We start from the raw sequence: 23,276 nt of genomic DNA on the forward strand, positions 1-23,276 counted from the left end.
GGTACAACTAGGGTGATCGCATGACGGAATGGCGCGCACTGACCGACGAGGAGATCGTCGACCTGGCTACCAAGCTGCGTTCCCTGGAGTGGTCGTGGCGAATGGACGACGCTGCTCAGGTAGCGGATACCTTCGGCTGGGAAATAGCGGTGGCCGAACCGAAGTTCGTCATGTTCGATGCCATTTTCGGGTTCGACAGCGCGGGAATCATCGGCTGGGACGGCCGGGCGGACTACATCACCGTGGAGGTAACCGGTGATGGACGCGACACATCGCCGGGGCAGGCGCAGACCCGCGACGCCTTCGTCAGGATGAGTGCCGCGTTGACCGGTGCGCTCGGTGAGCCGACCACGCGGAAGCCGGGTACGTCCCCTGAGATCCGTTGGGCGGGAACAGAAACGACCTTGGTGCTGCAGAAGGTCAAGTCGGCGGTCGAGTTGACGCTGCTGACCAACGCCAAGCTCGCGCTGCGTGACCAGGCCGTCGAGCTCGAAGGTCAGGACGCGGAGTGAACGGGTGGGAAGAATTCGCAGACGGGCTGGCCGAGGAGCTGGCCGGCCTGCCCGCGGGCGCGGTGGTGATCATCGCCGAGTCCGCCCCGACCTCGGAGGTCGCGCGCTACGCGCAGTTCCGCCAGTTCGACGACGTACTCGCCGCAGAGCTCGGCGGCGACCGATGGCTGGAGCCGTCCGTGCAGGCGGGCGAGAAGGGTAATGAGCTGATCGCCGGCGCGGGCTGGCAGCCGCCGGACTTCGACCACCTCGGAAACTGGTGGATCGAGTCGCCGTGGCCGATGGCGTCGGCCGATTATCGGCGGCTGGTGGCGATGGTGGTCACCGGATTGCGGGACGCGTACCGCATTTCGGAACCCTCGGCGTTGGCTTATCGCGCGTGGAACGAAAACGCAGGCAATAGCCCCATGGAACTGCCGTCGCTCGGGTTGTCCCGAACAAGCTGACGCCGGTCCGCGCTGGTTGAGCGCACCGAGGCCGCACCGCCCGCGCGATGTTCGGCGCTCGCGGCGCCGCTCGCTGTGCCAGGATGATTCCGAGCGGCTTGCCCGGCGGGGTCGGCTGGTGTTCGGTGTGCCAGATTTGAGGAGAGATCCGCGACGTGACCAGATCAGACGACGAGGCTTCGCAGGACCAGCCCCGCGCCGAACCGGCTACGAAGCAGGAGGATCCCGGCTCGTTGTCGCCCGACGAAGCGACCCCCGAACAGTTGGCGTTCATGCGCCGATTCCTGGTGTCCGAGGACGCGGACTCGCCCTCGGACGCCGAGGGCGAGGGCGAGGGCGAGGGCGAGGGCGAGCTTCCCGATGTAGGTTTCACCCTCGCCGGGGCCGCGGCGCCGACCGAGGATGTCGCGGAGCGAGCCGCCGCGATCAGCCATCAGGTGGCTCGTGAACTCGGCGCGGCAGGCCCGGAGGGCTGGGTTCGGTTGGAGGCGGTCTTCGCGATGGCGGTGGGCGCCGAGGTGGCGCTGGTCGTGTTCACCGATGAGCAGGACCGCGTCGCGCGCGCCTTTCCGCCGGAGGAGGTGCTCGCGCTGATCAGGGAGCACCGGCACCTCTCGGCCCAGTTGAGCGATGGACCGTGGTGGCGTTACCTGCTCACCCTGACCAACACCGGACAGGTCGAGGTCGACTACGACTACGGTGACCAGCCCTTCCCGGACGAGCAGTTGTTCCCGCCGGAGATCTACCGTGCGGACCTCGAGGTGTATCCCCGTGCGACCCTGCCGATTTGGCTCGGTGCCTACCTCAACCACGGCGACCGCCAGTCCCGCACGCCGCAGCAGGCCGCGGTGCAGGCCAGGGCGGATCGGGACGTCGGCAGGCGCGGGGTGCAGTCGGTGGATGACTTCCCGGCTTTCCCGTTGATGGCCGCCCGGTGGGCGGTCATCGCCGCCGCGTTCGTCGCCGCCGGATCGGAACTCGGACCGCGGGTGCTGCCGTCGATGAGTTGGTTCGAGGGTCTCAAGCGCAGCGGTTCCACCCTGTACTCGCTGCCCGGCGGACGAGCTGTGCTCTCGGGCGGGGTGTGGAACGCCCCCGCGCTGGACCGCGTCTACAACCACGGCGAGCCGATGCCGCAGCTGTACGCCGGTGCGCCGGAGTGGGTCGCCAACGCGGTCCTCAACGCGCGCGTGGCGGGCGGGCTGCTGTCGTTCTGCTACTGGTGGGAGGGTGGCAGCTGGTATCGCGGTGAGTCACCGATCGCGGACGAGTTGAGCGATGCGGTACCGGGCATGTGGAGCTCGGAGACGGTGGTCGACATCGTCTGCGGCGTGCTCGGCGAGCAGGTGACGCAGCGGCAGCGTGCGGCTGCCGCGACGTTGGTGTCGGCCGCGGAGGTCGGGGTCGCCACCCGCGCCACGCTGGTCGATGTTTTCGGCGCCGACGGCGCTTTCGACGTCGACGGCGCCTTCTTCCAGCTCACCATGGCCGGCGTGACGTTGACGCTGCCGGAGCCGATGCCACAGGAGGACGCGCTGGCCCGAGTCCGTCAATTCCTTGTCGACAGCGGCACGGACACCTCGCGCTACCCACTGGAGGACCTGCGCGCGGATCGGATCAGCGTGGGCTGGATGGTGTATGTGCCGACCCGGCCCGGCGAGATCGCGATCGGCCGGGCGATCTTCTACATCGCCGACGACGGTGTGCTCGAGCAGTCTTCGTCATCGGTGGCGCCGTCCATTTATATCGCGGAGTTCGAGCAACGATTCCAACAGCGGCACAGCGCGGTGGAGGCAACGCGATGACCGACAGCGAACCGATCGACGTCGACGATCCGGACGCGGATATGTCCAACGAATACAGCCAGATGTTCTATCGGGGCGAACGGTATACCGGTGAGGCGGTAGAACGGGGCGTCGACGGGACGATCATCGGCTTGTGGACATTTGTCGACGGCTTCGAAGAGGGACCCAGTAAGAGCTGGTATCCGGATGGCGCTCCGAAACACACGGGAATGGTCGCCAGAAATAGACCCGTCGGCGAGTGGCGTGAATGGTACCCCGATGGACGTTTGCAAGAGGTCAGCGTGTTCGACGGGCCCGGCAAGCTGGTCTCCAGGAAGAAGTGGGATGAAAACGGGGTGCTGATCGATGAGATCCCGCGGGCCGGCCAACCGGACGCCGCGGGTGGCGCCGGTGCGGACGGTGTCTGACCAGGTATGCCCCTAGTTTCTGGGGCGCGGTAGTTCACCTGTTCGGAGTGGTCGGCGAGTGTTGTTGGTGTTACGGTTGTTTGACCGATCGCCGGTTCACGCATGAACAACGCATGAATTGGCGACCGGGTCGTGAACGAGGGCTTCGTGGCCCCGGTCGGTAGTGAGGAAGGGGTTCGCGATGACGGAGAAGTTCGAGGTCGATCCCGCCGCATTCCGTAAAGCCGCAGGTAAGACCCGGCATGTCGGCGACCGCGTCGCCGGAGTATGGTCGAATCTGGAGACTGCGGTCGCCGGTCGTGGGCAACCCTGGGGCAACGACAAGCTTGGCAAGCAGTTCGCCGACGGCGCCGACGGGCAGCCCGGCTACATCGCCTCGAAGAAGAACATGCACGACTTCGCCGTCGGCGAGAACGGCAAAGAGGGGATGTCCGGTGTCTTCAGCGGCTTGGCCGACTCCCAGGCGAAGGTAGCCGACGACATCCAGAACATCTTGGAAGAACGCAACCGCCAGGGCTTCGAATACCGATGAGTGAAGGTCGATCGCTGTGACGCATGATTTTTCGCGGGGCGACGTCGCGGGGCTCATGGACGAGGTGCAGTCGCAGCTTCGGACGATCGCGCAAGTGCAGCGCCAGCGCATGGCCCTGGTCGGCAAAGCCTCGGAGCGAGGTGGCCGGGTCACGGTGTCGGTGAACGCCGACGGTGTCCTCATCGACCTCAAATTCGGTCGCGGCGTAGAAGATCTCGAGTACCCGGATCTGGCCCGCGCGATCCTCAAAGCCACCCAGGACGCCACCGCCGATGTGATGCGTCGGACCGAGGAGCTGATGGCGCCGATCCAGCAGGACCGCGCGCGGCTGCCGAAGCTGTCCGACCTCGTCGAAGGCATGCCGGATGTCAGCTCGCTGATGCCGACGGCAGAGCGAGCGCCGCAGTCCAAACCCGATGCGCCGGATCGCGTCGCGGCCGAAGACGCGGGGATGTCTTTCGAGAATGTGGAACCCATCGAGCGGGCCAAGCCGACGAAGCCGGGGGTCACCGATTCCGGTTGGTGATCGGTTGGTGACCAGATATGGCGGATTTTTGGGACGGCGTCGTCGATGTACTCGGCTGGGTCGCCGGTAGCGACTGGCCGGAGGGCTCCGAGAGCGGTATGCGGGCCCTGGCTGGGGACTGGCGTGCGGCCGCCGACGCGATTCGCGGCATCGAAGCCGACATCATGGCCGCTAAAAGCGCGGCCCTCGCGGCGTATCCAGAAGGCGTGGCGCGCATCGAGATCGGTGGCGTCTTCGACAAGATGTGGAATGGTACCGGCGCCACCAAGGAGCAGGAAAACCAAAATCTCAAAAAGATGGCGGAGTTTTTCGACGGCATCGGTGAATCCGCCGACCAGGTGGGCGATGAGATCGAATACGCCAAATGGATGATGGCCAGCTCGCTCGGTCTGCTCGCTATCGAGCTCGCGGCGGCGTGGCTTTTTCCGCCGACCGCGCCCGCCGTGCAAGTCGGACTTATCGCGGCGACGCGATTCGGAATTCGTTTGATCGCGCAGCGGGTAATGGCCGCGATCAGCAGAGCGCTCGCCAAGATGCTCTCGGCGGGTTTCGCCAAATTCATCATGAAGCATGTGGCCATCGACTTGGCGCTCGGCACCATGCAGGACCTCGGCATTCAGCAGATACAGGTGTGGCAGGGACACCGCAAGAAGGGCGTCGACTGGGGTCAGGTCGGGATGACGGCCCTGTCCTCCGGTCTCGGCGGCGCCGCGGCGGGCCCGGTCGGTGACCGGCTCGGGAACGCGCTGCAGGGAAAGATGCGTCCCTTCTTCGCCGGCGCGGTCACCGGAATGGCCGCTGGCACCGTGGGTGCCGTCGCCGGAGCACTCCCGCAGTTCGCTCTGGATGTCTACAAAAACGGGTGGGACAGCGCGTTCAGCAATCTCGATCCGCGCATGTTCACCGCGGGCATCTCCAACGGCGCGATGTCGGGCGGCAATAAAGCTCTGTCGGGCGGCTACTTCAGTTCGTCACCGAACTGGGGCGGTGGGGTACGGGTCGACCCGATCGGCGTGCCCCGAGTCGGCTCGCTCGGCACCCTGACACCACCCGGTGTCGGTGCAGGAACCAACGCGCCCGGCGTTCAGCCGGCCGGGGCAAATGGCTTGGGCACCAATGGTTCTGGTGGATCGCAGGTCGGTGGTGCGCAAAGCGGTGGATCGAGTTCGGCCAGTGGCGCCGGCGCGGGCACCGGCGGGACCAATGGTCGCTCGAGTAGCGCGGGCGACAACTCGACCCAGAACTCGGCCGGTACCGATAACGGCTCGTCGTCGCGAACGTCGAACGGTGATGGTTCCGCGCCCCGGAGTTCGGCCGCCGACGCGCCCGCGTCGCAGAGCTCGAACGATGGATCGGCGAGCCGGTCCGACGGCGCACAGAGTCGCGGCGACGGCGGCGCTCAGCAGCAGGACGGTGGCGCTCAGCAGCGCGACGGCGGAGCTCAGCAGCGTGATAGTGGGGGTGGTTCGGAGAGTCGCGGTGCGGACGGCGGCCGCCAGGACGGCGGATCCGAGAGTCGCGCGGGCGTCGCACCGGAACACTCCGCGGGTGCGGACCAGAGTTCCACCGCCGCAGGCGACCGCGGTGGTAGCGCGCACGACCGTGGCGAGTCCGGCATCAATGCGGGCGAGTCCGGCACCACCGGCACGGATCGGGGCGTGTCGCCACAGCAGCACGCGGGCGGTGACGTCGGTGCGCCGCCGCCGGCGGAGTCGAGACAGGCTGGCCCGCAACAGAATTCACTCACCTCGGACCCGGCCCGAACCGGCGGCGACGGGTCGCAGCCTCGGTCGGGTGTGCCGGGCGAGGCGCGTCCGCATAGCGGCGCCGAGCCGGCCCGTAGCACTGATCCTGGCCGCAGCGCCGATCCCGCTCGCGCGCAGTCGGGTTCCGAACCGCGCACCGGTGATTCGCGGGCGGGCTCACCCGAAACTCGACAGGGTGGCGATCGGCCGCGTGTCGATTCGCGTGCGGGCGTATCGGACACGAATCCCCGTGCGGGAGAGCGCGGTTCGACCCCTGGCATTCGGGCGGAATCGAGCGGAGCCGAGGCTCCTCGGACAGCCGAGCGGTCCGCGGACGCTGCGGGAGAGCACGCCAAGATCCGTGCCGAGTCGCCGGACGGACCCGCCGCCGTGCGGCCGGACGCGGGCGCGCCCCGGCAGGAGTCGGGTGCCCCGCGTCCCGACGATGCTGTCTCACGCCCTGACGATGCCGCGTCGCGCCCTGACGATGCCGCGTCGCGCCCTGATGACGCTGCGTCGCGTCCTGACGATGCTGCGTCGCGTCCCGACGATGCCGCGTCGCGCCCGGATGACAGTGCCCCGCGCTCGGAAGACGGCGTGCAACGTCCGGAAGACGCTGCACCACAACCGGATCGGTCGAGAAGCGGCGAAGGGCCGCGAGCCGGTCGCGAACCCGGCCTGATTGCCGAGGGCGATGCCCGCCCCCGTGACGAGAGTTCGGCGCCGCGCAGCGATGACGATCCGGCCGTCCGCCCAGACGATGCCGATAGCGACCGCAGTCGCGGCTCCGACGACCCCGCATTGGTCCCGCTGGTGGTCACCCCCGACGGGAGTGCCCCGCCCGCAAGGAATCCGGGTGGCGACGCACCTCGTGCGGACGGATCGCCGCGACCCGAGGGCGACACCGATTCCGGCGAAACTCCGCGCCCGCGCGGCGACGACGACCTGCGCGGCAAGTGCGGCCTGCTGTCGGTGGTCGATCTGATCCGACGCTTCGGCGCCGAGAACTTCCGCCTGCCCACCCGCACGATCGGTGCCGACGGTATGACGGCAGGCGAATTGGTCGCGGCGGCAGGTGGTGCGCTGCGCGAATTCCGCGGCGCCGACGCCATCGCGAATCGTCTGATGAGTTTGGGCGAAGGCGCGACAGCGCTCGTAGTCGATGTCTACAGCGGCCCCGCGGACCGGCACGGCGTCGGCGCGCACGCGTATCTGATGGTGTACGAGAACGGCCACATCGTGATCCGCGACGCCACGCTGACCGGGGATGAGGGCGGGGCACCGACCAGGGACGTCAGTCGCTCACTTGCCATCCTTTTCAATGGCGACGGCACTCCGATCGATCCGGTCCCGAGCCATGTCCGCGACGAACTGATGGCGGGCGGGGAGCACCCCGTCGATCCGGTTCGTATCGGTCAGCAGCCCGCGGGTCAGCAGTTCTACCGCGGCTCGGACGCCCAATGGCACCATCCGGCGGACCCGGACAACACGTGGCGGGACGGGCGTTTCCGCCTGCACGACTACCGCACCGGTCAGTTCATCGAGGATCACCTCAGCACCAACAAGTACACCTTCCTGGCAGAACAGGGTCCGGCGAGCCCGTACCACCCGACGCAGCCGATGACCCTGGCCGACTCGTTGCTGCAGGATCAGCTGCAAGACCTGTCCCGGGAACGACTGAAATTGCAGGCCGAGCGCGACGCGGATGCCAAGGATCTGGTCGATCGGCTCATACCCGAGTTCGCGAAGTACGGGATCTCCGAGATCCCGGATCTGAAGGCCAGCAAGCTCGGTGACGTGATCAATGATCTGAAGGATCAGATCCGGCACGACACCGACCTGAGCTCCGCGGATAAGGTCGCCAAGCTCACCCTGCTGCGTGAGCTGCAGGCCACCGCCGAGAACTACAACGATCTCGGCCCGCGGATGGTGCAGCTCTCCAAGGACCTCGGCGAACTCGGTGCGCGGGCGTGGGGCTTGGATCGAGCTCTGCATCCCGGCGCGGTGAACCTCACCGATTTTCCCGGCGCCAAGGACGGCCCCGATCTGGTCGATCTCGCCGTGCTGGTACCGGATCCGGAGGGTGGCCCGCCGAAACTGGTGATCATCGAGGCCAAGGGTGTCGGCTCCGGACTCGGCGGAGCCAACACCGTGGACGGGCGGGCGCAGCAGGGTTCGCCGGAATACCTGCGGCGGACGTTGGCGATGGATGCCAATCTGCAGACGATCCTGACCGAGACCCCGGAAGCGTTGCGCGCCCGCGGTATCGACCCCGACTCGCCTGCGGGCCGCGATCTGCTGAAGGCGCGCGAGGAGCTGCTGAAGGCGCATCACGATGGAACGCTGAAGATCGAGTACCACAAGGTTCATGTCGATATCCACGGCAAAATCAAGGTCAGCGAATTCGACCTGAACCCGAGCGATCGCCCTGCGGTCCGGATGGACACCATCGGCGAGATCAAATCCGATCACACTCCGGCGCAGCCTGATTCGCCCGACACCGGAGCAGGCCCGCACCCGCGTTCGCCCGACGACCAGACCGGCCAGCCGGACGATCGTCGCGGCCGGTGCGGCGAGGACTCCCTGATCGACCTCCGCGACCGGCACGGCGACCAGATCTGGTTGCCGGAGCGCACGATCGGCGCGGACGGCATGACGTCCAGGGAGCTGGAGGCCTTGGCCGGCGGCGAGTTGCGGCCTACCGATTATGAGACGGTCCGCCAGCGATTGATCGACCTGGGAGACGGGTCGTCGGCGCTGCTCGTCGATACGTACTCGAGTCGCGACGAATACGGCGTCGGCGCGCACGCCTACGAAATGCTCAACGTCGGCGGTGAGATCATCATCCGAGATGTCGGCGCCGGTGTGGACGACCACAGCTATCCGCCCCGGGCGCCGCAGGAAGTCCGCGGCACCCGCGCCATCATTCTCGGCGGACCCGAGGGTCGCCCGGATCACCCGATCAGCCGCGAGGATCGGCTCCGAATCCTCGAGGCGGAGGCGAACGCGGCGGCCAGTGGCGACAGGGTCGGCCGTCCGGTCGACGGCAGACAGCACGGCGGTACCGGAAGTCCGCGCCACGAACTCACCGACACCTCACCGCCCGCCGATGCCGACGAGCCCGACCGGGTCGAGAGCGGACGGCGGGATACAGACCTTCCCGACGTCGAAGTGATCGGTGAACCGGGTCCCGGCGTGACGCCGGAAATGCTGGACGCCGCACGCCGATCGGTGGCCGAAACCGGTGAGCCACTGGTGATTTTCGGCAGTCGGCAAACGGGCATCTCGGAGAAGTCGGGTGCGCCGTTCCGCGCCGACAGCGATCTCGACGTCGCGGCGACTACGCCCGAGGGCCTGATGAAGCTCGTCGACGTGCACGAGGGGCAGAGCCCGATCCCGAACGTCAAGGACGTCGCCGGGATATTCAGCGAGCAGCAGGCGCGCGACAACGGCTATCTGGTGATCAAACCGGTGGCGGCCGCTCCGGTCGACGCCGGATCGACGACTGATCGTGGTCCCGAAGATGCTGGTACCGATACCGCCCAACAGGAATCCGGGACGCGGCCCCGGCCACCGGATCAGCGGGCGGTCAATGAAGATGGGCCGCAACGCGAACCGGATCCGAACAACGACGACGCACTGATCGACGATGACAGTCCCGCCGACGGCGACGAGCCGCCCCGGACTCGTCCGTCGTCGTTCATCATCCCGGACCACGGCGGCCCGCTGCCGGAGCCGTCGGTCCAGAGTCATCCGCTGGGCACCCTCGATGAGGCACAGGTAACGCGCGACCCGGACACCGACCTCATCACCCATGTCGGCGCCGAGCCGGTCGACGACTTCGTTCGCAGGCTCGGCGCTGAGCGAGCGGATGCGTACCGTCAGGCAGCGACCGACAAGGTGTTGTCACGAAACGCGCAGGGCGCGTGCATGTCGGTCGGCATCGACCGCGAGACCGGGCGCGTCTACGAAGCGGCCAACGGTAAGCGCTCCGATGTCATCGCCGAGGCCGACCTGCACCCGACTCTCGTAGACAATCTGCGGCGCATGGAGTCTCAGCTCTACAGCCACGACGCCGACCCGAACGCGCCCGCGACCGAGAAGTACCCGCATCCGGACGAGCCGCTCGGCCACGCCGAGGTCAAGGCCACCAATCAGATGCTGTGGGATCGGCGGGCCGCCGGACTGTCCGACGACCACAGTGCGATGGCGGCCCTGCTGCACGCCCCGCAGTTTCCGTTCGGCGGCCGCGCCGGGGACGCGCCGTTCTGCGCCAACTGCCATCACATGCTCGCCGGTGCGGAAAGCGCCACCGATCGGCACACGAAATATCCGCCGGCCGATGCCACCCTGCAGAGCAGCCTCGATCGTGCAGCGCGTGAGGGCGCAGGGCCGAGTAAGCCTGCGGAGACCCCGCCGGTCGGGGATGCCGTCGGCGGTCGCGAACGGGATACAGACCCGAACGCCTCTCGTCCGCAAAAGGATTCGACGGCTGAGCCGAGGCCGCGTCCCGCTGTCGAGGAACCGGGGCAACGTCCTGCGGATGCGACTCGTCCGCAAGCCGACACGGCAGCCGAGCCGAGGCCGCGACCGGCGGCGGACGATCCGGCGCGGATGTCGGCCGACCATTTGTCGCGCGAGCGGGAATCCGCTTCGCGGCTGACGCCGCGCGATCCGGCAGCCCCGCTCGACGTGACCGATGGCGCGGACCGCCCAGACGGTGGTCAGCCGGAGTCCGCCATCGTCGACAAGTGGTCGTCGATGGACGCGACGCAGGTCGGCGAGGAGCTGGCCAGGGACACCGGCCTGCTGGTGTACGGGTTCGATCAACCCGGTGTCGATGCCGCGGTGGTGCGCGAAATCGCCAGGGGCGTCGTCGAAATGCGGACCAAGTACCCGCACGTGGCGCTGGACAGTGTCGGCATCGGACCGTTCCGGCACCGGACCTTGGCTCAGGTAATGCCTGCCATCAACCCCGAGACCGGGGCGCGGTATGCCCAAACCATAAAGATCAGCAGGGATTTCGTCGGAAGCCTGGACACCTTCCGGCAGGAAGTCCAGCTTGGCGTGAACAAGGGACGCTTCGACCAGTCCCTCACCGATCGTCCGGTCTTCCAGATGATCCTGCACGAATACGGCCACGCGGTGGACTTCCACGGCCAGCGGGCCAGCCTGCGACCGATCGATCCGAGTGACCCGCACTCGCTGACCTATGTCGACAAAGTTCTGCAGGACCACTACAAACAGCTGGCCGCGCAGGACCCGACCCTCCCCAATACCAAAGCGGGCTACGACAATTGGCTGCGTCAGCTCAGCCGCTACAGCTTCGACGCGAACGGTGTCTTCTACCCGGGAGAAGCCGTCGCCGACGCCTTCCGCGACGTCGAACTGAACGGTGATCGCGCCAGCGAGCCCGCGCGGGTCATGCACAAGCTGCTGATCGACTTGGCGGAGCTGGGGCCCGACCAACTGGCCCCACGGCTGCCGGACGCCGACGCCGGCCGACCGGCGGATGGCGCTCAACCACAACGGATTCCGGTGCCGGAGGGCGCGCCGCACCCGGCCACCGACGCGCCGGCCAGGATGGCGGCCGATCCGCCACGCGACCCGGACGCGGCGGGCGACGACGGCGGTCGCCGCGAGACGACCGACGAGTGGTCCGCACGCATGCGGGCCGAGACCGCCGAATGGCGCGCGCGGATGGCCGCCGAGCACGCGGTCGAGATGCGGCGAATCGCGGATATCGAGCCCGTCGATTGGGCCTCGCAGATGCGCGCCGACCACGCCGAATGGACGGCGCGGATGCTGGCGATGCGCGCGGAGTTCTCCCGTGAGATCGCCGACGGCGTGCTGCCCCGGCCCTCGGCGGAGGCGCTGCCGGAAGAAGCGGGCGCGCATCGGACTCCCGAGCCCGAAGGTGCGGTCCCGCATCCCGGCGATGTAAAGGTCTGGCCGCGCGAGGATCCCACCGCGCAGCCGGTGGCCGAGGGTGCCGGTGGCGGGAAGAAGCCGCCGGAATCACCGCCGCGCGCAGCGGATCCGGGTGATCCAGGTGACGACGGCACGAACCCCGGCGACCGGCGGCCCGGCGGCGAGTCGCCGGCGCAGCGCGAAGGCGGCCAGCAGCGTCCGGAGCCGGAGACCGCTGGTACGCCGCGTCCGGAGCCGGAGACTGCTGGTACGCCGCGTCCGGAGCCGGAGACTGCTGGTACGCCGCGACCGGAGCCGGAGACTGCTGGTAACCCGCGTCCCGAGCCGGAGACCGCAGGCGCTCCCCGCCCGGAGGACACGCTCGACGCCCGTCAGGCCGCGCTGAACGCTGAGCGTGATCGTGCTGTCGCGGAACGCGATGCGCTGCGGCAACAGCGCGACGAGCTGGCGGAGCGGCTCCAAGTCTCCTCGGCGGCTGACTGGGTCGCGTTGCATCCGGACCTCGTGCAGCGCACCCTGGAGGAGCTGCGGGGTCGCACCATGGAGGTACGCGAGGAGATGCCGCGCGAGCTCGCGCGCATCAACGAGCTGGAGCAGCTGGTCAACCGGGTCGCCGACAAGAATTCCGAGATCGCCGGGATCGAGAGCGAGTTGGCGCGGTTGGCCGCCGAACGCGAAGCGGCCATTCGACGCGAGACCCCGACGGCGGAGTACGACCGCCTGCTCGATGAGCGGCGGGCGCTGGCTCGGGAGCGCGAATCCGTCAGGGTGAAACGGGACGAACTGGCCGACCGCCTCGGCGTCCGGGAGCTGTCCGGCGATGCGTTCGAGCGCAGGATGCTCGAACTCTACGACGAGGCGCGCACGCGCCGGACGCGGATCCCCGGCACGCTGGACTCTCCGGAACAATTTGTGCGAGAACGTGTTTCGCAAGCCGACGTGGAACAGCACAACCGGGCGGTCCGGAAGCTGGTCGATTCGGTCACGGAGTTCAACCGCCTCGACGCGGCCGTCGCCGACACGGACGCGCGCCTGGCGCAACTGCACGACGCGGGCATCGGCCGCGATCGACCGTCCGCCGACGACCTCACCGGCAACCTCGATCGGATGGCCCGCGAGCACGCCGAGATCCTCCGCGATATCGAGGCACGGCGCTCAGTGATGGCGGATCTGGCGCGGTCGCTCGGCATTCCGGAGTCGGATCTCGGTCCGCATCGTGATCAGCTGGAAGAAACGCTGCGGGATCACCGGAACCGGATCACGGACAACACCGACGCGTCCGTCGAGCGGCACCGCCTGCTCGACGCGCTGCAGGACGCCGCGGACGACGTGCTCGCGGCCGACAACGCCGCGGGCAGGCTGCAGGACGAGATGGCCAGGGTTACCGGCCTGTGGCGCGACCTCATCGCGGCCGAGGGCGGCCGGATGGTGAACGACCGGGTCGGCATCGTCTTCGGCGAGCGGCCGCGGATCATCGTGTTCGGTCCGCGTGCGGAATTCGACAACCCGCGGGCCGGATATGACCGTGACCTCGCCGATGCCATCCGCACCGAACCGCTGGTGGCCCACGCGATGATGCGTCAGCCGCGCATCGAGTACCGGCAAGTCGTCACCGAGCCGGACGGTTCGTGGCAGCAGGTGCCGATGCGCGGACCGGCCATCGAGCGTGTCGTCACCGGTTGGATCAACGGTGACCCCGGTCTGCAGCTCGTTCGCTGGCAAGACGCCAACGGTCAATGGCATGCGGTGGATCCCACCAAGGCCGAGTGGCGCGGCGAACGCGGCCTCGACCCGAAGGAGGAAAAGGACCCGGGTGATCCGGACTGGTGGGGCGGGCTCGGCGACTTCGGCAACGACTTGGCGACACCTTTCGCGGACATCCCACCGGGACAGATAGCGCGAAACATGCTGCCGATGAACCCGATCGGCGCGACGATCACGTACTTCGAGGGTGGTATCCCCCCTGAAGACATCGCCACCGTGCACGCCGGTAGCGATTTCTACGCCATTCAACGGAATCTGCGCACGTTGCTCGACGTGATAAAGGTTCCCATGGTGCGGGATTGGATCCAGCGGCATCCGGCGATCGGCGACTGGGTCCAGGCCCGACCGTGGCTGCAACGTATTCCACCGTTCGGTACCGTCTGGCGGACATTCGAGTGGCATCGCCCGCCGGAGACCAATATTCAGCCGATGGTCCGCCGATGGGACGCCGACGAGCACTCGAACAACCCGCAGCGGGCCGAGATCGCGGAGTGGCTGCAGCGCTTGATCGACCGCGATATCGCGAACTGGCGGTTGGTCCAGGAATGGGCCGACGGCGAATACGAACGGCTCCGCGCCGACGATCAGCTCGCAGACCGCATGGTCGAACCACTGGCCGATTACCGGGAAGAGCAGCGGCGAGTCGGTGCGCGGGATTTGGTCAATCGCATCAGGAAGGAACTGGTCGACTCGCACCGACGCGTCGACCTGGGGCGTCCCGACGTCGACCGGCAGTTGGCGAAGGCCATCGACCTGATCGCCAGGGATGCCTTCGACCGCTTCCCGACCGATGACCCGGCCCAAGTCAGGGACACCGTCGTCGACATCCGGCAGCGACTGCTGGAGATCAAGAACGACCGCCCCATCACCGATGCGGACATCGCCCGGATCGTCGACGAACTGACCCCCGGCATGCGCCCGCTGCTGCCGAAGATCGAAGACCACGCGAAGCCGGATCCCTTCCCCCGCGGCTCGACCGTCGACAGCGAGCAGGCACCGCCCCGGCAGGAATACCCGGAGTTCACCAGGGATCAGCTGCAGCAGATCATCAATCACCTGCTGCACGACAAGCACCTGGCCCACGATTATGCCGATCCGGACGCCCGACTGGTGTGGGTGCGGATGGATCAGCTCGCCGATGTGGCGGAGGCGATCGACCGGATCGTCAAGGGCAAGCCGCGACCGGAGGACGTCGTCCTCATGCTCGATGCGCTCGCCGAGTCGAACTTTCTGCGCGATCCCGCGAACAGGGACGCGACCTGGCACGAGGCGAACGCGCACGCGATAGCCCAGGGCTTCCACTGGGATGCGAACCGGCCGCCGCTGACCGGTGAACGCGCGGGTATCCCGTACGCGCCGGAACCGCTCAGGACGCCGGAGTCGCTGACGAGGCCGGAACCGTTCTTGCCACGGGACCGCTACGAACTGGAGTTGTTCGAGGCACGGGCGACCACCACGGCGCTGCTCGATGCCGCACAGGCCGCCAGGGCCGATATGGGGGCACTGCTCGGCGACGATCCCGCCGCTTACCTGGCCGACCTGCGGGCACAGCAGCCCGACGCCGAGGGGCGGCAGCGCATCGATGAACTGGCCCGCGCGCTCGAAGCATTCGATGCTGCCACCCCCAAAATAGCGGCCCTCGAGCAGCGCCTCGAACAGCACGATGCCGAGCGGGCCCGTGCGCGCGCGGCGGTTCGCGGCGAAGCTCCGGAACTGCCTGCCGTGCAAGCGGAACCGAACGCGCTGCCGGAATCGAACGCGCTGCCGGAGGCGTCGGTGCCGCCGGAGGCGTCCGCGCAGCAGCAGCGCGCCGCCGAGGCCGACGCCCAGCAACGGCGCGACGATATCGACCGCTTGGAGCGCGAAAAGGCCGAGGCGCTGCGCGTCCGGGACGAGGCCGAGGAACAGCTGCGGCAGGCGCGAGACCAGGCCGAGGCCGAGGACGCGTTCGATCGGCAGCGCCAGGCCGTGCGCGACGCGGCCGAGCTGGACCGGTTGCTCACCGAGCAACTCAGGGACGGCGTCTTGCGCGAAGCAGGCGCCCAGCCGCTCCCCGAGGTGCCGCAGGTCGGCGTCGTTCCCGGCGACCCGCGACAGGTCGCCGTGGTGCTGCGCGGTGAAACCGCCGACCCGACAACGTTTATCGATCGCGCCGTCGCGCTACGCCCGGACCTCGCCGACCTCGTCGGACCGAACCGCGACAACGTCGTCGTCTTCCGCCTCGTCCCCGGCGAAGACGGCCGCACCCAGGTGCACCGGATCGATCCACCGGACGCGCCCCCGCTACCCGCATCCCGCCCAGAACCCGACGCGCCGAGCGACGGTGGTGCCGCGAAGCAGCCGCCGACCGGCGAGGCATCGCAGCCCGGCGAAGCGCCGAAGGCCGAGACAACAAGGCCTGCTGCCGAGGCGCCCGAGCCGAGCACGGACAGCGCAGCGAAGAGGCCGGCGCAGCCACCCGCGTCCGGCGACGAAGGCAACATCAGCCATAGCCGTCCATCCGAAACAGTTGTGCAGCCGGGCGATCCGGATGGCAACCGTCCGCCCACGAGTGCGCAGCCCGACCAGTGGTCGACGGTCGGCGATCCGCGCGCCTATGAACCGACGACCCGGACACCGAAGTTCGAGGGCTTGGTCGACCGGATCATTGCGTCTGCCGACAGAGGCAGGCAGCTGCTCGACCAGGCGCGTACGACGCTGCACACGATCGGCATCGATCCGGCTGGGCTGAGCCCACACGAGCTGGAGCAACAAGCCCGAGACATTCTGGCCGACGCCGACTCTCGGGTCACGGCACTTCGCAATCGCGTTCACATACCGCGTGAAGAGATGGTGCAGTACTTCGACGATCTGCACGCGGCACAGCGGCACTACGCCGACATCGCGCGGACCACCAAGGAGGCGTTGAGGGCGCTCCAGCAGTACCACGAATCGGTGCGAGCCCTGAACGGCTTTCGGGTCGAGGCGGCGGCGGTCGCGGCACGGGACTTGCTTGCCACAGAGGGACAGCCGGTTCGTGATTCGGACGGCGTCGCCATTCTGCCGGGCGAACCGCGGCGGGTGCTCGTGGCTTCGCCGTTCCGGGCGGCGGGGCACATCATCGGCAACGACCTGCGCGAGTCGCTGGCCCAACAGGGTGTCGAGGTCATCTACCGGCAAGTGCTGGTCGACGACCAGGGTCAAGTGTCCATCGTCGACCTGGCTCCGCCGAGCGGCCCGGACCCGCAGGGCGGAACGCCGCCGCAGGCACCGCCACCTGCTCCCGGCAGCGGCACACCGGGCCAGCCCGGTGGCGCACCGGCACGCCCTGGCGGCGGTACACCGGGACAGGCAGGCAGCACACCGACACCGCACGGCAGTGGCACACCCGAACAGCCCGGTGGCGCACCGGCGCGGCCTGGTAGCGAAGCACCACCACGCGCGGGCGAGCCGGACGACGTTGCGGGAGCACATAAGCCGGGCGAGGTATCGCCGCCGGCCATGACCCCCGGCGAGGTCAAAGCAGCTACACCGGAAGAGCCTGCCCAGCCTGTGGCAGACGGCGCGGGTGGCGGCAAGAAGCCGCCGCAACCGCCGATGCCGCCGACGGCGGGCGACCCGGGCGACGACGGTGGTCACCGTCCGCCGGAGCGCCGACCCGCCGAGGAACCGCAGGGCTCCGATCCGGGTGCGGCGGCGATGGCACGCGCGGTGGCTCGGTTCGAGGCAGCGCTGACTTCGGGCGAACCAGTGCAGATTCGGGTGCTCAGTGAAGGCGCGCTCGACATGGCCGAGCGGGTCGAGCTGATCACCTTCGAGGACGGCACCCAGCTGATTCGCAAGACGCTCAACAATGTGCTGCACGCCGACGCGGAAGTGCTTGCGGCGCTGGTCGGTCGCGCGGTCGGCGCGAATGTGCCGCACATCGTGCGCGTCAGCGACAACGTGATCTACATGCAGGTGATGCCCGGTGACTGGGCGAGCGCACTGCATCCGGGAGCGTGGAGCCCACAGCAGACCGGGTTGACCGACACCCCTGCCGGTGTTCGTCTCGGCCTGCTCGACGTGTTGATCCGCATGCCGGACCGTGGCATGACGAACTGGTTGGTCACCGCGGACGGACTCATCAGCGCCATCGACCACAGCCTGGCCTTCGGCAATGGACGCCGCTCGGTCGGCGAGACCTCCAGCGGGTTCGCCTACCACTTCCTCGAGCGTGGCGCCGATGGCGAGTGGCGTTGGCACCAGCACCCACTGAGCGCGGCCGATGTCGCCGAGATGCGACGCCGGATCGAGGCGCTGGCACCGGAGTTCGCCGGTCATCCCGACTGGCATCAGTCGGTCCTCGACCGGTTGGCGAAGATCGAGCAGAACGTACGGCCGGACAACGATCCGCCCCCTGCCGAAGGTCCCGACCAGCCGGGTGCCGGCCCGCAACGCCCTGGTGGTCCCGAACGTCCCGGCGCTCCCGAAAATCGAAGCAGCGCACCACCGCCCGAGGGCCCACCGCAGTCCAACGGTGCTTCGCGACAGGAAGGCGCACCGGAGTCCAACGGTGCTGCGCGACCCGAGGGCACCCCGCCACCCGACGCGGCGGCGCGCGAGGCCGACCTCGCCCAGCGCCGCACCGAACTGACCGAGGCGCGCGATCTCGCCATCGAGGAACGCGACGCCGCGATCCGCAGGCGTGACGAGCTGGCCGCACTCCTCGGCGTCGACCCGGCCGATGACTGGGCGGCACTGCGCCCCGGCGACAATCTCGACGAGACGCTGCGCGAGTTGCGTGCCCAGCGCGTCGGCGGCCCGGAACAGTTGCCCTACGACGTGATTCGGGCAGGTGAACTGGAGCGATTGGCCAACCGGGTGCCCGAAATCGAGGAGAAGCTCGTACGGTTGGTGGCCGAGCTGACCCGGCTGGATACCGAGCGCGCTTCGGTCCGCCTGGAAACCGCGGAGGCCGAATACGACCGCCTGCTCGATGAGCGTGGCGAGCGTGCGCGGGCACGCGAATCTGCCCGCGCGACGCGGGACGAACTCGCCAGGCAGCTCGGCACCACCGGCCTGACCGGTGATGCGTTCGCCCGGAAGGTGCTAGAGCTGCACCAGGAGTCGCGCACCAGGACGGTGCAGGTGCCCGCCAGCCTGGACAGCCCCGCCCGAGTTGTGCACGAGCCGGTGGCCGGGCCGGAGCGCGAGCTGCGTGACCGCGCCATCCGCAAACTGGTCCAGGCCGTCGAGGAGTTCAACCGCCTCGACCAGGTGGTCGAGCGGATCGACAGCAGGCTCGCCGAGCTACAGCGCGAGGGCGTGAACCGGGACCGCCCGCTCGCCGATAACGTTGTCGCAGCACTGGATCGGCTTGCGGCCCGGCGGGCCGCCATCTTCCAGGAGAGCAGGCCGCGCCGCGCGGTCATGGAAGATCTCGCGGAGCGCCTGGATATTCCGCTGTCCGACCTCGGCCCGGACCCGGGCAGGTTGGCCGAGACGATCCAGCACCAGTTGCGCACCGACGACGGAACCGATCCCGACCGGCCCGCGATGGTGCGCGTGCTCGCCGACGCCGCGGCCGACGTGATCCGCGCCGACAACTCGATGCGCCGGGTGCAGGATCAGATGACACAGGTCACCGATCGCTGGCACGAGATCACCGAGTGGCGCGACACCCTCAAGGAGGAGGGCGGCTGGATGGCGACCGACCGGGTCGGCATCATCGACGGCGATCGGCCGCGCATCGTGGTCTTCGGCAGGCAGCCGGAGTCCGGGCAGCCGCGGGCCGTGCACGATGCCGCGCTCGAGCACGCGATTCGTACGAATGCCGCAGTCGCGCAGGCGATGCTGCGTCGTCCGGAGATCGAATACCGGCAGACCGAGCCGGGTCGGGACGCGGTCGTGCACCCCGGCCCGTCGCTGGAGCGGACGGAGACGCCTTGGCTCCGTGGCGAGCCCGGCATGCTGCTGGTCCGCTGGCGCGACAGTGCAGGCGACTGGCATACGGTCAACCCGAGCAGGCCCGACTGGTCGGTCAATGTCGGCGAAGACGGCAAGCTGCGCCGGGGCGACAACCTGGCGGGCTACGACCCGGGCGACCCGGACTGGTGGGCCGGTCTCGCCGACTACATCAATGACCTGGCAACGCCGTTCAGCGATATCCCGCCGGGGCATATGGCGAAGAACATGCTGCCGATGAATCCGATGAACATTCCGGCGAAGTACTTCCAGACCGGTGTCCCGGAGGACTCGCTGGTCGAAGTGCACATCGGCTCGGATTTTTATGCCATCCAACGGGATATCCGTACCCTGCTGGCGGCGATCGATGTCCCGATGGTGAAGCGGTGGATCCAGCGGCACCCGGCGATCGGGGATTGGATCAAGGCGCGGCCGTGGCTGCAGAAGCTGCCACCGTTCGCGACGGTGTGGTCCGGATTCGATTGGCACAAGCCACCGGAGACCAATATTCAGCCGATGTTCCGCAGTTGGGACGCGGACGAACACACGCACTTGTACAACCACGTCGAAATCCCCGCCTGGTTGCAGCGGACCTTCGATCGGGAGATTGCCGATTGGCAGCGGGTCCAGGATTGGGCCGACGGTGAATACGACCGGTTCCGCGCCGACGACCAGCTCGCCGACAAGATCCACGAGCAACTGGCGCATTACGGCCGAGACCAGCAGACGGCCGCCGCGCGCAAGCTGATCGACCTGGTCCGCAAGGAGTTGGTGGACACCCACCGCGGCATCGACCCGACCCGGGCCGACGTCGCCGAGCAGTTGCGAAGGGTCGACCAGCAGATCGATGAGCTGGCCGGTCGCACGCTCGCCATGTTCGACAGCAACGATCGAGTCGCGGTGCGCGACACCATCGCCGACCTGCGTAATCTGCTGATCGACGCGCAGCAGACCGGCCGCGTCAGCGATGCGCAGATCACGCGGATCGCCGAGGAGCTGGCGCCGCGCATGTGGCACGACACCACCGCCGAAGGTGCCTTGCCCCCACCGCAGTTCACCATCGAACAGATCCAGCAGATCCTCGATCATCTGATGAACGACGAGCATCTGGTCACCGACTACACCGACCCCAACGGTCGACTGGTGTTGAAGCGGATGGATCAGCTGGCCGACGTCGCCGAGGCGATCATCCGACTGGAGGCGGGTAAGCCGGACAAGCGTGACATCGTGCTGTTGTACGACGCGCTGGCCGAGTCGGAGTTCCTGCGCGATCCGGAGAACGTGAAGAAGCGGACCTGGCACGACGCGAACACCCACGCGGTCGGTCTCGGCTTCCACTGGGACGCGGACCGGCCGCCGTTGACCGGCTGGCGCAAGGACATTCCGTATGCGGTCGCACCGTTGCGCGAGCCGGAGCCCTTCCTGCCGCGCGACCGTTACGAGCTCGAATTGTCCAAGGCGCGAGCTACTTTGGACGCGCGCACCGACGCCCTGCTCGCGCTGGAACAGAGCCTGGGGCTCGACCCGGCCTGGTTGTTCGGCCCCGCCGAGCCCATCGACGCACGATTGGCGCAGCTGCGGGCGGAGCAACCGGATGCGGCCGGTCAGCAGCGGGTGAACGACCTCGGGCAGGCCTTCCGCGATTTCGAGGACGCCGCCGAGGTGGTGCGCGTGCTCGAGCAGCACGTCGCACGCCACGACACCGAGCTCGCGCAAGCACGTGCGCAGGCGCGCAGTGAGCGGCCCGAGTTGCTCGGCACCGAGGGGGAGACGCCGCAGGCAGGACTGCCGGAGGCCGACACGCAGCGGGACGCCGAGGCGCAACGCGAAGCGGAGGCCCGGCGCAACGCCGACGAACTGCGCGTTGTCCAGGAACAGCGCGAGCACCTCGAACTGGCGTTGACGCAGGCGCAGCGTGCGCTCGACAACGCCGAAACCGCGCGGGCCGACGCCGCCGAGGGCCTGCGCTTGTCGATCGAACCGAACGAGCTGAACTCCGAGAGCGAAATCGCTTCGCGCGCCGAGGAACTGCGGGCCCGCACCCTGGACGTGTCCCAACAGCAAGCACGCCTGGCCAAGGTCGCCGAACTGGAACAGGCGGCACGCGATTACCTGGCCGCAGAGGCGGAAGTCGCGCGCATCGAGGAGGAGCTGGCGCGTGCCGAGTCCCGAGTCGAGGCCTTGTCGTCTCCCGATCGCAAGGCCACCGATCCGGAGCAGACCGTCGAGACCGGCTCGCCGGTGCGCCGGGAACCCGTCGGCGACGGAGTCGATCCTGCTGAGCAGCAGGGTGATCCGGCCTCGGTAGATCGCGAACGGGGGCTCGTCGAGCCGACGCCGGATGAGGACGGCGATCGGGTACAGACCGAATCCGACGGTGGCAAGGACCGCGGGAACGCGGATCGCGATCGCGCTGAGGAAGATCCCGATGAGGCCGCGCCGGCGGGCGGTTCCGGGTCGGGCCGAGATCGCGGGTCTGACGACGGAAACAATGGCGACGGGGACGCCGACCGCTCCCGCGGTGATCTGCCGGAACCGCCGATCTTCCGTTCCCACATCCCGCATCCCCCACACGAATACGAGTTCGAGTTCCCGCCGGAGGTGGGACCCACCGCCGCCGTTTCGGCGCCGATGCCGGAGCTGTCTGAGCCAGGGGAGCCGTCGCAGCCCCCCGCGCCGCCGCAACCGCCGGTTCCGCCGACCCCGCCACGGAATCCGGTACCTCCCACGCCGCCGACGACACCCCCCACGACGCCGCCGACGACGCCGCCGACGACACCCCCCACGACGCCGCCGACGACACCTCCGACAACGCCGCCGACGACGCCTCCCACGACGCCGCCGACGACACCTCCCACGACGCCGCCGACGACGCCGCCGACGACGCCGCCGACGACGCCTCCCACGACGCCGCCGACAACACCCCCGACGTCTCCGGACCCGTCGCAGTCACCGATGCCGACACAGCCTCCGGCGCAACCGGGTCCAACGACGTCCCCCTCTCCATTGCAGGCGAACCTTCGCCCGTACCCGGGAGAGCCCGGGAGCTCGGCAGCCGCCGGCCAGCCATCGCATTCGGGCCAACCCGGTCAACCCGCCTACCCAGGGCAGAACGGCCGACCGCTGCATCCGGCGCAGGCCAACGGTTCGCCCGTCGGCGACCCGGAGCAGCAGCCGATGCTGCCCCCGATGGCCCCACCGATGATGCCGCCGATGGCGGGCCCGTCCGCGGGCGGCGCGGGTTCGCGCGAGGGCGAGCGTCGCCGTTGGGACGACGAGAACCCGGTGCGCAGTACGCAAATCGTCATCCAGCCAATCGACGGCGGTCGCCTGGCGACGTTCGATCCGGAGACGGGATCCTTGCGCGCCGCGGCCGGAGCCAACGGTCCGGTCGGCGGCGTCCTCGGCTACTTCGGCGAGGTCTTGGCCGTGTTCTACCGCAAGGATGGCCGTCTGACGCTGCGCCTCGGCCCCAACGAGTTCGACCTCGATGCCCCCGCCGTCGACGTCGGCTGGGCGCAGCTCGGTCCGCAGCAGGCGAGGCTCCTGGTGCGGGTCGAGGGCGAGCTCATCGTCGATTTCCCCTATCCCATCACTGGCGGCGGCACCGACTTCGGCCTGCTGATCCGTGACATATTGGCCGACCCGCGACAATGTGCCGGTGTCTTCACCTGACCGCGAGG

The 23,276-nt window shown here is 68.7% G+C and carries 7 protein-coding genes; all 7 read left to right on the forward strand.

Features of this window, described 5'->3' with window-relative positions; all coding sequences use genetic code 11:
- Window positions 1-20 precede the first annotated feature (20 nt).
- Window positions 21-512, forward strand: coding sequence for a DUF6301 family protein (locus ACIHA7_RS29990; RefSeq protein ID WP_397294258.1), 492 nt, complete (start codon window positions 21-23; stop codon window positions 510-512).
- Window positions 509-958 (forward strand): TY-Chap domain-containing protein, encoded by a 450-nt coding sequence (locus ACIHA7_RS29995; protein ID WP_397294259.1) that lies wholly within the window; start codon window positions 509-511, stop codon window positions 956-958. The genes ACIHA7_RS29990 and ACIHA7_RS29995 overlap by 4 nt, the downstream gene beginning before the upstream one ends.
- 155 nt (window positions 959-1,113) lie before the next feature.
- A complete protein-coding gene (locus ACIHA7_RS30000; protein WP_397294260.1) occupies window positions 1,114-2,763 on the forward strand; it encodes a hypothetical protein in 1,650 nt (549 codons plus the stop codon).
- On the forward strand, window positions 2,760-3,170 hold the full coding sequence (locus ACIHA7_RS30005) for a toxin-antitoxin system YwqK family antitoxin (RefSeq protein WP_397294261.1): 411 nt from the start codon (window positions 2,760-2,762) through the stop codon (window positions 3,168-3,170). The genes ACIHA7_RS30000 and ACIHA7_RS30005 overlap by 4 nt, the downstream gene beginning before the upstream one ends.
- 181 nt (window positions 3,171-3,351) lie before the next feature.
- Window positions 3,352-3,702 (forward strand): hypothetical protein, encoded by a 351-nt coding sequence (locus ACIHA7_RS30010; RefSeq protein WP_397294262.1) that lies wholly within the window; start codon window positions 3,352-3,354, stop codon window positions 3,700-3,702.
- A gap of 16 nt (window positions 3,703-3,718) precedes the next feature.
- Window positions 3,719-4,228: a YbaB/EbfC family nucleoid-associated protein gene (locus ACIHA7_RS30015; protein WP_397294263.1), complete on the forward strand. Its 510-nt coding sequence runs from the start codon at window positions 3,719-3,721 to the stop codon at window positions 4,226-4,228.
- A gap of 17 nt (window positions 4,229-4,245) precedes the next feature.
- A complete protein-coding gene (locus ACIHA7_RS30020; protein WP_397294264.1) occupies window positions 4,246-23,268 on the forward strand; it encodes a hypothetical protein in 19,023 nt (6,340 codons plus the stop codon).
- The last annotated feature ends 8 nt before the right edge of the window (window positions 23,269-23,276 follow it).

The organism is Nocardia sp. NPDC052316, assembly GCF_044547795.1.
GTDB lineage: Bacteria > Actinomycetota > Actinomycetes > Mycobacteriales > Mycobacteriaceae > Nocardia.

Bases quoted from the DNA above. Each gene is read 5' to 3' on its own strand.
- ACIHA7_RS30005 (WP_397294261.1), top strand. From the start codon at position 2,760: ATGACCGACAGCGAACCGATCGACGTCGACGATCCGGACGCGGATATG.
- ACIHA7_RS30010 (WP_397294262.1), top strand. From the start codon at position 3,352: ATGACGGAGAAGTTCGAGGTCGATCCCGCCGCATTCCGTAAAGCCGCA.
- ACIHA7_RS30020 (WP_397294264.1), top strand. From the start codon at position 4,246: ATGGCGGATTTTTGGGACGGCGTCGTCGATGTACTCGGCTGGGTCGCC.
- ACIHA7_RS29990 (WP_397294258.1), top strand. From the start codon at position 21: ATGACGGAATGGCGCGCACTGACCGACGAGGAGATCGTCGACCTGGCT.